Genomic DNA, 13,183 nt, shown 5'->3' with positions numbered 1-13,183 from the left:
TGGGTATATCAAACCATTAATAATTTGATGGTATAAATATGCCACTACTATAACTATTAATCAAAATTAATCTTTGAATTGTACGATAATGACTATTATTAACAAAAAGCTTTACTTGTTATGAATAATCTTTATTAATTAATCTAGCGTAATATTGTTGATTATCAGAACTATATATATGTAATAATCTTGGTGATATCTATTTCTTTTATTTTTCTTGCTGGATTACCAGCTAGTAAAATACTTTTCTCTTCAAACGATTTGTTTACAACTGCATTAGCGCTTATAGCTGTGTTATCAGCTATGGTTATATCACCATAGATTTTGGCGCCAGGTGCTATATAGACATTATCTCCTAATTGAGGTGCTTTTTTACTTCCTCCAGAAGCTCCTATATTTACACAAGCATGCATTCTACAGTTTTTACCAACTCTTGTTGCTCTGTTAATGACTATTGTTCCATAGTGAACAATAGACAGTCCTGGGCCAAAAACATTTATAGGAATAGAGAACCCAAGTTTCAATGATATTTTTTTGTATTTATATCTTAATAATAAGATGTATATCTTGTAAAGTCCTTTGTTCTTGCAATTAGAATAATATTCTAATTTTCTCATTGTTTTTTGAAACTGCCATATAGGATTAGGAGAAAAAAACGATAAAATAGAAGCTGCTAAGCTTATTTTTTTAATGCCTAATGCAGTTTTATCTTGGTTTAAATAGTACTTATAGTCTGTTTTTGAATTAATCATAACTAATTATAACAGTTTAAATAAGGTCTAATTATTTTTTTCAAGAGCATTTATTAATGCTCTTGAAACTTGATTAGCCACTTGTTTGTGTCCATAGCAGGTCCAATGACTGTCGTAATCAAATGTCCAATCATTAGAGCTTTTACTAGAATCTAAAATTATAACCTCAAAACCAACTTCTTTACAAGCTTCAATAATAATCTCGCTAGAGTTGGGGTGAAAAACTAAGATTTGATTATCTGTTTTGTAGTGAGTAGTAATATATTTTAAAAGATCAAAAACTTTTTCTTTATTATTTTTTAATAGTTCTTTAAGGTCTTCAATCTTTTGACTATCTTCTTTACTTTTTGAAAAATCTATAGGGAATCTATTATAGAAGTAATAAAGTAATTTCCAATTATATAAAACTTTTTTTAGGCCTGGAGATTTCATTTCTCCATAGACTACATTTTCATCTTTTAAGTCTAATTGAGTAATGTCTTTCATTGTTTTTATGTCAACTATACTTTCAAAGAAGTCGTTGTCATTAACATAAATCAGACTTTTTAATGGCGTTAAGGAATCTAATTGTTTGTTAATCTCCATGGCTTCAATTAGAGATACACCAGATCTTCCTGCTTCCATGAAATTATAATCTTCCATATTCTCTTTTAAGTATTTGGATTGATGACATTCACTTGGGTTCATAAAATTTTCAATAAAGGAATCTCCTATGACTAATATTAAATCATCAAAACTTTCAGGTAATTCACCTGGCCAACCTAGTTTGTTAATCATCCATTTATGGTCACCACCTTTCCAATAGCCTTCTTGATTAGGATAATATTTCTGAATATGAAATTTATCAATGGTTCTTTGCGGTATATCTGAAACAGAATGAGTTATTCTTACCACAATTTCTCCAATGACTAAAATCACAAGAAAAAACAAAACAGTATTTTTCAAGAACTTTTTCATGACTAAAATTGGAAATATATGAACTGTTGTTCTTCACCTGTAAAGGCAAACATTAAAATGATAAGTACAGCGTAAAATCCCCATCTAAGAGGTTTTTTCAAGACATCTGCTTTTTCTATGGCATATTCATTAGCTCTTCCCAACCATTCCACCAAAAGGAAGAAGACTAAAAGTGCCAATATCGTAGTAGGGAATATCTCCACCCAACTGAACAGCGAAGAGCTGAAGGTTCCTTTAAGGTATGAGAAAGCATGCGAAACACTATCTGCCCTAAAGAATACCCATGCAATCAATGTTATAAAGAATGTCACCCCCATTTGTCCAAGCTCTTTTATGCTCGGTAAGTACTTACCCTGAGCTACAAGATCTGTATTTATCCTGTTTTTGTTAGCCAGTAACAAAGGTAAAAAGTAGATAGCGTTCAATGCACCCCAAACGATAAATGTCCAGTTAGCACCATGCCAAAACCCACTAACGATAAAGATTATGAAAGTATTCCTAACCTTCATACTAGTGCCTCCACGACTTCCACCTAAAGGGATGTACAAATAGTCTCTGAACCAAGTGGATAGCGAAATGTGCCATCGTCTCCAGAATTCTGCAATGTCCCTAGAGAAATAAGGGAAGGCAAAGTTACGCTTTAGATCAAAACCAAAAAGTCTAGATATACCAATGGCAATATCTGAATAACCCGAGAAATCACCATAAATCTGAAAGGCAAAGAAAAATGCCCCTAAAAGGAGTGTACTTCCATTATATTCTGTGTGATTGTTGAAAATCATATTGGCATACTTAGCACAATTGTCTGCAATGACCACTTTTTTAAACAATCCCCAAAGTACCTGTCTGAGTCCATCAACAGCCTTTGGGTAGTCAAACTTGCGTTCAACAGAAAACTGAGGGAGCAGGTTGGTAGCTCTTTCTATAGGTCCTGCAACTAGTTGAGGGAAAAAGCTAACAAAGGCCATGAATCCAACAAAGTCCTTTGTAGGCTCTAGTTTTCTATTAAATACATCTATAGTATAGCTCAAAGTCTGAAACGTATAAAAACTAATACCTACAGGTAATATGATGTTTAGAGTGCTGATGTTTAGCTGTTGGCCGAAAAAGGTAAAAGAGCTTACCAAACTGTCGACAAAAAAGTTATAGTACTTGAAAAAGCCCAGAAAGCCAAGGTTAACACATATACTTACCCATAGTAATATTTTACGCTTCTTTTGTTCTTGAGTCTTATCGAGGAAGAGTCCAATAGAATAATCCACGATAGAGCTGAAAAGTATAAGGAAAAGAAACCTCCAGTCCCACCAGCCGTAGAAGACATAACTGGCAACAGCAACGAGTAGGTTCTGAGAACGTATGTTCTTGCTACCAATGAACCAATATAGCGCAAAGACTATAGGAAGGAACACAAAAAACTCTATGGAATTGAATAGCATATACGGTTAATTTGGGGTGCTTGACAGATTATTTAAATTTCCGTAAATATGTTTTAACTTCAGCGAAAAATCAAAATAAATCTTCAAAGTGTATAATTAAAACTTTAAATTGTTAAGAAAGTGACTGATTTTTTTTTAAAACTACCCCTTTTTATTTGCAAAAATATTTGTATAGCCTTTATCTATTTTATTGTAATCTATTAGATAACCTACAAAAACAAATAACACTATTAAGTAAGGTTGATTTATTACGCTTTGAAGACTAATCATGAAAATATATAATACAGTTAAAATTGATATTGAAAAAAAACGGATATTGGGACTAAGTGAAAACGACCTAAAAAAATAGCAGAATAACATAAAAATAAAAAATAAAAAAGTAAATATGCCAGAATCTACCCAAACTCCCACATATGTATTATGTACTAGCTTATCAACAGAAAAGTCAATTCCATTACCTAAAATAGGATGATCATATAAATAATATAATGCTTTCTCAACAAGATCGCCACGGCCAGAGTTATCTACTTCGTCAAAATTAAAAGTAAGTAAGTTGATAATGTTATTTACTTTATCTGTTTGAGCTTTTGACAAACCTAAACTAGCTGTTTGGGATTTTAATGCAAATATGCCAATATAAAATAATGGTATGATAGCGGCTAGTAAAGTAAGCCTTAGACCAGTAAAAAACTTATAATTTATTAAGAAAAAGACAATTGTAAAAACGAAAAGACCAGTTGTTGAAAACGTAAGGTATAGACTGTAAAAAATGATTAATAATATGACTATTTTTAAAAAACGAAAAATATTTTTTTTTGGCCTATATAATTGGCTAAAGAGAATAAAAGCAAATATACTTGTATGTGCAGCAGCATTTGCATCCCCTGTAACACCACCAGCTCTATCGAGTTCCCAACCGTGTTCTTCACCAGTATATACATTAATATTTAATTTTATTAAGATTATAGTTAAAAATGCAGAGATAACAAAACATATGGATATTACTTTAAAAAATATTTTGAATTGCTCTCTATTGCTTAACAAGAAATAAAAACCAATAAAGTATATGACAGGTACAAAAGTAGCTATAACCGAGGTCTTAAAACCTGATGTTCCCATGGCAAGTAAACCAAAGGAGTAATAAAGTAAATAGAAAATAAAAAATAACTGATTTGTAGGTGATAGGTGCTTTATGTTTTTACGAAAAAGAAACAAACCCAAAGTAATTAAGGCAAGATTAAAATAAGCAATAAATTGAGCTAAAGCAGGTGAAACAAATTTAGAAACGGTTATCTGAAGATTTAAGCAACTGCTTACTAAAGGAAAATAAAAACAAATGTAAGTTATTAGTTTATACATTAATTTATAATTTTATCATTTCATGAAGTAATTTTTCATATCGATAGGTTATTGTAGAAATATGAAATTTATCCAATGATTTAATACCCTTTGTAGATAGTACTTTTCTCAGCTCTTTATTTTCAATAAGCTCTTTTAGCTTTGATTGCATTTCAGCCATATTTTGATCTTCTATTAATAAGCCATTTATATCATTTTCTATTACGTCAGATGGACCAGTTTTACAGTTGTAAGATATACATGCCATACCTTGGGACATAGCCTCTAAGAGTACCATTGGTAATCCTTCAAATCTTGAAGGTAGTATAAAGATTGAAGATTTATTCATTATCTCAGATATATTATCTACAAACCCTATAAAATCCACTTTTTCTATAATACCTTTTTCAGTAGCTAGCAGCCTTAAGTAATCCAACCCTGTATCACCAGAACCTGCAATTATTAATCTCCATTCTTCAAACTCTTTTAAAATAGGTTCAATTAATTTAATCAAATTGTCTAAGCCTTTATGATGATAGCGATTTAAATTGCCTACAGCTAAAATTGTTTTTTCTCTAATATGGGAGTTATTGGTAATGGGTATAAAACTACATGGATTAGGCATAACTATGGCATTTACTCCTTGAGACCTATAATACTCAATGTCAAATGAAGTGAGAACTGTAACTACATCAGCCAATTTGTATACATATTTTTTAGTAAAATTTGTAATTTTTTTTCGCCCTTTCATATATCTCAAGTAAGAGTTATGTTCTTGAGCTACGATTTTTATAGAAAATAGCTTAGCTACTATTATTGTTATTAAGTTGGTCAATGTTATAAAGGAAATAATAACATCTGGTCTGTTTGCCTTGTTCCAATAATGTCTAGACAAATTTAAAACACTTCGTATTGTATGGCTAGGTACAAATTTTGTTTGTTTTAAATTAACTTTATTGATTGATGGATCTAGTTGGTAGTTGTCTCTCCCCTCAAAAAGTGTTATAACAGATATTTTATTATTAGTGTTTTTTGCCAAGCTGTTTGCCATAAGAGCCAAAACTCTTTCGGCACCACCACCACCTAAAGATGAAATTATAAAGTCTATCTTCATTAGCTTATTTTTTTATATTCTTTATAAGTATACCTAAAGTAGAAACAACTACTTATTATTAGTACAAACGATGTACTCAAAGCTAATCCATAAACGTCATAATACTTTATAAGTATTATGTTTAGTAAGATATTAATCATTAGATTAACAAATGAGATTTTTGCCATGAAACTATTTTTATTAATACTGGTTAAGAATTTAACCATTATTAAAGTACAAAGGTAAAAAGGTACATTAAAAAGTAATATTTTTTGTATTAGGGAAACCTTAATCGTATCATCATGAGTAAATTCATTTCTTTCTAACCAAATTTCTACAATTACATCGGAAAAAAAAATCACAATTATAACGACAATTACACTAGTACTTACAACTATTTTTAGTATTTTGAATAAATACTTATAAGCTAAATTAATGTCTGTATTTACAAGTCTAGAAAAGTGGGGAAGAAGCACACTTCCTAAGGCCATAATAACTATGGTAACACCAAAAGCTGGGATTCTGTTACCATAATTTAATGCCGCAATAGAGCCTACTACCAATTGTCCAGCAAAAAATTGATCTATAAAATTATTCATACTAGAAAGAAAACTTGATGTAATCTTTGGGGGTAATTGCGATAACATCATCTTTGAGTTTGTATTCATAGCAGGTTTACTTAATAGTAATTTATTGCTATATATTGCATACGTTAATAAGAATAAAAAGCTACTTAAACTTCCTACTAATGTACCATAAGCTAATACTTTATCTCCAAGATTTTCTTTTAAAAAAAATAAAAATAATAACATTATTATTAAAGGAAAAAATTGATGAATCGTAGCTACAAAGAATTTATTGTCAACTTCAAGAAGTCCAGAAATAACAGTGGAAAACCCCCAAAGCACAAGGCTAGGTAAAATAATATTTAATTGATTTTTAACTAAAGCGTAATAATTTTCTGTATGTCCAGGATATATATTTTCTAAAAAAAAATCCATAAAAAAATAACATACCAAGATAGACACTAACGAAACAATCAAAGTCATTAGAAATACTAAGGACTGAAAACCTCCTTTGTTACTACCGTTTTTAATTTCTATGATATAATTTGGGATGAATAAATTTTTTAAGGAATTTAAAAAAACGCTTTGTACAAAAGTAGGTATCAATACTGCCACGAGAAAAGTATCCAATACTTCAGAAAGACCGAAAGAACTTGCTATAACAGTCTCTTTATAAAAGGCTAAACCCTTAATAAAAAAAGTTACTATGGCAACAATTAACATACTCCTCAAAACAGGGTTTTTCAAGTAAGATTTAAGTCTTGTCAAGAGTTTATATGAATTTTTAGGTTCCATGGATGTTTGAGGTCAATATTTCACTTGTTATTTGAAATAACAAATAATAGAATAAAATTAATTTTAAAAAAATGAATTCTTATTTATTGGGTTAGATTTAGGAAAAATATTATTTTGTTTTAATTTTTCTTTCAAATAATTAGCAAGTGGGATTTCAATATATTTATTAACTACATAGGATAGTATCAGCATGAATATTATTACAGAACTCAGAAGAAACCATTTATTAATATATAGTTTTAATTTATTAAACATTATAAATCCAATATTTTGGTGAAGCAAATATAAAGGGTAGGTTAAAATTCCTAATTTTAGGAAAAACTTTTTATTAAATGGTTTTAACTTATCTATACCAACTAAAAACATTATTATAAAAAATAGTGTGATTATTAGCATTACAACATTTTCATCATAAGAGTTAAAATATCTTTCATTACGTATAAAAGTATCATCATGAGCAATTTTGTTTGAGACAACATACGCTAGTAAAATCGGTAATAAATTTTTTATTAATTTTTTTTCCGATTTCATAAAATATATAAACATTCCAGCAACAAAGTACGTGCCCTTACTTGCAAAACAAACATAATATACTATTTTCAATAAATAAGGTGCTTCGGCAAAAGGGATTATAATTTGAATAATAGCTATAGATAATAAAACCCAAGCAAAAAATCTTATGTATCTTATTAGATTAAAAAATAATATAATTGCAATTAAAAAATAGAATTTCAATTCAACTACTAAGGACCAATATACGCCATCCACATGCTCTACACCTAAAAATTCGTTAAACATTGTAATAAGATTTAATAATACCTGCCCATACGTTAATTGGAACAGTGGGTAGCCAAAAATAAATACAATAAAAGAAGTTAGCAATACACTAAACCAGAACGCAGGATTAAGACTTCTAAATCGAGAAATATAAAATTTTTTTAAATCAGAATTTCTAGCTGAAATTAAGATTATAAAGCCACTAATAATAAAGAATAACTCAACACCGAGATAACCATACTCAGAAAAGTCTTCAAGAGGAGAGAATTTTAATATTGAGAAATTACCTTTAGCGTAACCTCTAAAGCAATAGTGGTAAAATACTACATAGATAGTAGCAAATAATCGTATAAGATCTAAGTGATATAATCTCTCTATATCAACTCTTTTAAAACTCATTTTCAAAGATTTTTTGAAAACAAATATTATGAATTAGTTCTTCAAATATTACTTTTTAAGTCAACGGGATAAAATTATCGTTGATTGATATAATAAAATTTCATTTTTTTATGTTTATAACATCCAAAAAGGTTACTTCATTCGTATATTTTTAAATCAAATTCATTAATACAATAGAAATAACTTACAAATTATTGCTTTTAGTCGAATAATTACGGTTTTCAGCTGTTATCTATGTATTTATTCCATAGATTAGCCAATAAATAATGATAGATTGTCCCTAAATCTTAACCTACTTAGCCCTTATGCGTTTTTTGTGTACTACCCCTAAATGTTCTTTCTTATTTTACTTCATTCTATTTATTTTTATCTCTCAGCCACCTTCATTTGCGCAACAATTGGCATTTCCTAGCGCTTATGGAGCTGGAGCTTATACTACAGGTGGACGAGATGGAATTATAGTTCATGTTACAAATTTAAATAATAACGGTCCAGGAAGCTTTAGAGAAGCATTATCAATGACTGTTCCTAGAATAATAGTTTTTGATGTAAGTGGAATCATTAATTTAACATCATTATTATATATAGACAATGACAATAGTAACGTCACAATTGCTGGCCAGACTGCACCAGAAGGGGGGATTACTATAGATGGTGCCAGGTTTTATTTAAATGATGTAGATAATATTATCGTTAGGCATATAAGGTTTAAAGGAGGAATTAATGCTGATTATTACCCTAATAGTAATGATAGCTTAGGAAACGATTCTTTGTCTTCTGTAGCTACAATGACAAATCAAATATTTGATCATTGTAGTTTTGCATTTGGAGCAGATGAATCTGCAAGTTGGTATGCGACAGGTAACGGTGATAATGTTAATAATGTCACTATACAGCGATGTTTATTTGCAGAAAGCGTTAAAGGTTGTATCATTGGAAAACAATCTGGAAAAACAGGGCCATCTCCAAAAATCTCTTTTATAAGTAATTTATTTTATAATTCTGGTTATAGGTTTCCGAATGTAACAGGTGATGGCGGAAGAATAGATGTTATAAACAATGTGGTTTGGAATTCTAGTGGAAGATTAATAAGAGGTAATGGTAGCTTTAGCTTGAACCACATAGGAAATTATTATCATTATAATAATTTTGTATTGAAAAACACTAGCCTTAATGTATTCGCTTATGGTACTATACCTCAGATATATACATCAGATAATATACTTGTTGCTCCAAATGAAAGTACAGATACAAATGATTTAACCTATTCAGTTTCTGAAATGAATAGTAATAATAACCTCAGCTGGAAGTTTTTTCTTGACGGTGGAGGATACCAATATGGCGACCAATTACCAGATAATTATTTTGCAAATAATCAACATACCTTGCTAGGTAGAGCAATACCTCTTCTAGATGGAAGTCAGTCACTAATAGATGTGTCGTCTAATGTTGGTTGTAGCTCTAGGCTAAATCAAGACGGTAGTATTAGTGATAATTTAGATGAGCATGATTTTCTGTGGTTAAATAATGTTATCTCTGGATCCTTTACACCTAAGCTTGAAACAAGTGAATATGTGTTACCTTCTATTCCTTCTGTTCAAAGACCTGATAATTTCTATCAATCAAACCCTCACATTCCTGAAATATGGTTTCAAAATAATGTACCTGCAGGACAAGACCATAATGATATAGCTCCTTCAGGTTATACTTGGATTGAAGAGTACTTAAATGGTGTGGATGTAGATTTATCAGCTGTATCAGCTGAAGATGTAGAAGTTTTACCTAGTTCTGCTCAAATCCAAATTCCAGAAACTATAACCTTATCTACAGCATTCACGCCATCAGATGCTACAAACCAATCAGGTGTTTGGGCTTCTAGTGATGAGGCAATAGCTACGGTAGATTCTAATGGTGTTGTTACGCCTGTTTCTGAAGGCATAGTAATAATTACATTTACATCTAATGACGGAGGCTATACTGATACATCAGAGATAACGGTTTTTCCTGAAGCGCTCCAAGCGAGCGCAGGCGATGACCAACAAATTTGTGAAGGAGAAACGATTACCTTAATAGCTACAGGTGGAGATTATTTCCTATGGAATACAGGTGAAACGACACCAGAAATACAAGTGTCTCCTGTAGAAACTACAACTTATGCTGTAACGGTGTCAGATGATTTTGGTCAATCAGATGGTGCTACTGTAATGGTTACCGTAAATTCTATGCCTACAGCTAATGCTGGTGAAGATCAAACTATTTGTCAAGGTGAAACAATAACATTAACAGCTTCCGGAGGTGATTCTTATTTGTGGAGCACTGGTGAAACAACAGCATCAATCGAAGTAAGTCCTGAGATTGAAACAATCTACGATGTAGAAGTTATTTCCAATTCATGTTCTAGCACTGATAGTGTCTCTGTTTTTGTAAACCCTTCACCAATAATTATTACTTCAGAAGATGTGGTTATCGTAGATGGAACTTCAACAACATTAATCGCTAGTGGAGTAGATAATTACGAATGGAGTACTGGTGAAACAACCGATTCTATAACTGTTAATCCTACTGAAACAACAACATATACCGTTAGTTCTATTGGTGAAAATGGTTGTATTGGTTATGCAGAAATTTTAGTAACTGTAATTCCTGAAGTCGTAGCTGATTCAGGTGAGGATGTAACTATTTGTAACGGTGAAACAATTTCTTTAGTTGCAACAGGAGGATCAACTTATTCTTGGAGCACAGGTGAAGACCAAGCAGAAATATCTGTCAGTCCTGAAGAGACAACAACATACACAGTTACTGTTACTGATGATTATGGATATTCCGATACTGACTCTATTACAGTTTTTGTTAATGAAGCTCCTAATTTAGTAGTAAACAATCAGGTTTACGTCATGATTGGAAATTCAACAACTTTAGTTTCTAATGGTGGAGATACATATTTATGGAGTACAGGTGAAACAACAGCTTCAATTGAAGTTTCCCCAAATGAAACAACCACTTACACCGTAACTGCTATTTCTGAAAATGGATGTGAGACTTCAGCAGATATTCTTGTTACAGTTTTAGATGAATTAATGGCAAGTGCTGGTGATGATGTTTCAATCTGCGAAGGAGAAAGTACAACACTCAATGCCTCTGGTGGTGTTAGTTATGCTTGGGATACTGGTGCTACAACATCTCAATTGACTGTTAGTCCATTAGAAACAACAACATACAGTGTTACTGTTGGAGATGGTTATGGTAATTTTGATACAGATGAAGTTACTGTTATAGTAAATACAATACCTAGTGCTTACGCTGGTGAGGATGAAACAATTTGTGAAGGAGAATTAATTACGCTCACGGCATCTGGAGGTGATTCTTATATATGGAGCACTGGTGAAACAACAGTTTCAATTTCAGTTTCCCCTAGTACAACAACAAATTATAGTGTAGAGGTGATTCAAAACAATTGTTCAAGTGTTGATGATGTAATTGTTTTTGTAAATGAAGCGCCTAATATTAATGTAACAAATGACCTAGTCATTGTAAATGGTGAATCAGCAGTACTTACGGCTAGCGGGAGTGATAATTATGAATGGAGTACGGGTGAAACAACAAATACTATAAATATAAGCCCAAGCGTAACAACAACATACTCTGTTTCGTCACTTGGAACAAATGGATGCACAGCAACAGAAGAAGTTACGGTTACAGTAATCCCTGAAGTCGTAGCTGAAGCAGGTGATGATGTCTCAATTTGTGAAGGCGAAAGTACAATCCTTAATGCCTCTGGAGGCGTAAGTTATGCTTGGAATACAGGTGATAATACTCAAAGTTTAAATGTTAGTCCAACAAATACAACAACTTATACTATAACTGTGACTGATGAATATGGTAATTCAGATTCTGATAGTGTTACTGTAACAGTAAATGAAATACCAACTTTAAGCATTACTGACAATGTTACCATTGTGGAAGGTGAAACTGTCTCGTTACAAGTTCAAGGAGCGAATAACTATGTTTGGAGTACAGGAGAAACATCAGCTTCAATTTCAGTAAGTCCAGTTCAAACAACAACATATACGGTAATAGGTACTTCAAATTCTTGCTCTTCGGAAGCCCAAGTTACGGTTATTGTTGAAGAACCATTTATGGCAAGTGCAGGAACTGATGAACGTGTTTGTAATAACGAAAGCTATGAGGTAGTATTAACTGCAGGACAAGGTGATAGCTATCTATGGAGTACAGGTGCTACTACTCAAAGTATTATAGTTAGTCCTTTGTCTACGACAACTTATTCAGTTACAGTTACACAAGGACAACAAGAGGATACTGACGATGTCACTGTTTATGTTGATCCAAGCCCTGAAGTAGTTATAACTAACGGAGAAAGTGTCGATATATTAAGTGGTGATTTCATAACATTGTCAGCATCTGGTGCCAATACATATCAATGGAATAATGGTGCGACTCAACCTAATATTGCTGTAAGTCCAAATGCAACAACTACATATGAAGTTATGGGGTATATAGGTGATTGTTCTGATGAGAAACAAGTTACAGTAAATGTATATGAGCCTGTTGTTGCAGATGCAGGTGCAGATACTAATATATGTTTAGATGAAATTGTAATATTAACAGCTACAGGAGGTGATGAATATTTTTGGAGTACAGGTGAAACCACCCAGTCTATCGAAGTATCTCCTACTGAAACAACAGAATATACCGTAACTGTTTTTAACGCTATGAGTTATGGTGAAGACACAGTTATAGTAGAGGTAGATGCTAATTGCGGAAATAGTGTTGTAGCACCTAGTGAAGAACCATCTGAAACTTCTCTAAATATTTTCCCTAATCCAGCAAAAAATCGTGTTAATGTTAAACTGTCATCAAGTTCATTAGAGTCAGATGTTCACTTTTATGATTTAACAGGTAAGCTAGTGAAATCAGTTAAGATTTCAAATGAAAACTTAAGTCCTATTACGACTGAGCAAGTAGATATTAGTATGTTACAGGCAGGTGTTTATTTTGTGCAGCTCATAGACAGAGACCGAGATATAACCAAAAAACTCATAATAGATTAAA

8 protein-coding genes are annotated in these 13,183 nt (G+C 31.6%); 1 reads left to right on the top strand and 7 read right to left on the bottom strand.

The features are described 5' to 3' along the window. Positions 1-170: 170 nt before the first annotated feature. The 7 genes from AC2H4K_RS17360 to AC2H4K_RS17330 form a co-directional block, all read right to left on the bottom strand. The gene (locus AC2H4K_RS17360; RefSeq protein ID WP_281140957.1) at positions 171-752 is read right to left on the bottom strand and encodes a serine O-acetyltransferase; all 582 of its coding nucleotides are present in this window, start codon (positions 750-752) and stop codon (positions 171-173) included. Positions 753-779: 27 nt separating this feature from the next. Next, the gene (locus AC2H4K_RS17355; RefSeq protein ID WP_281140956.1) at positions 780-1,709 is read right to left on the bottom strand and encodes a hypothetical protein; all 930 of its coding nucleotides are present in this window, start codon (positions 1,707-1,709) and stop codon (positions 780-782) included. A gap of 2 nt (positions 1,710-1,711) precedes the next feature. Further along, the gene (locus AC2H4K_RS17350; RefSeq protein ID WP_281140955.1) at positions 1,712-3,145 is read right to left on the bottom strand and encodes an MBOAT family O-acyltransferase; all 1,434 of its coding nucleotides are present in this window, start codon (positions 3,143-3,145) and stop codon (positions 1,712-1,714) included. Positions 3,146-3,286: 141 nt separating this feature from the next. Further along, positions 3,287-4,504: an O-antigen ligase family protein gene (locus tag AC2H4K_RS17345; protein ID WP_281140954.1), complete on the bottom strand. Its 1,218-nt coding sequence runs from the start codon at positions 4,502-4,504 to the stop codon at positions 3,287-3,289. A 4-nt stretch (positions 4,505-4,508) separates the two neighbouring features. Then, positions 4,509-5,597: a glycosyltransferase family 4 protein gene (locus AC2H4K_RS17340; protein ID WP_281140953.1), complete on the bottom strand. Its 1,089-nt coding sequence runs from the start codon at positions 5,595-5,597 to the stop codon at positions 4,509-4,511. Next, a complete protein-coding gene (gene murJ, locus AC2H4K_RS17335; RefSeq protein WP_281140952.1) occupies positions 5,597-6,937 on the bottom strand; it encodes a murein biosynthesis integral membrane protein MurJ in 1,341 nt (446 codons plus the stop codon). The genes AC2H4K_RS17340 and murJ overlap by 1 nt, the downstream gene beginning before the upstream one ends. A 63-nt stretch (positions 6,938-7,000) precedes the next feature. Beyond that, positions 7,001-8,113 (bottom strand): acyltransferase family protein, encoded by a 1,113-nt coding sequence (locus tag AC2H4K_RS17330; RefSeq protein ID WP_281140951.1) that lies wholly within the window; start codon positions 8,111-8,113, stop codon positions 7,001-7,003. A gap of 398 nt (positions 8,114-8,511) precedes the next feature. Between AC2H4K_RS17330 and AC2H4K_RS17325 the strand changes: the two genes are divergently transcribed. Next, a complete protein-coding gene (locus AC2H4K_RS17325) occupies positions 8,512-13,182 on the top strand; it encodes a T9SS type A sorting domain-containing protein (protein ID WP_493742651.1) in 4,671 nt (1,556 codons plus the stop codon). Position 13,183 lies beyond the last annotated feature (1 nt).

It is taken from the genome of Winogradskyella sp. 266wxhm (assembly GCF_058964685.1).
Note: the sequence above shows the minus strand (reverse complement) of the source record. Positions and strands in the feature narration are given on the sequence as shown.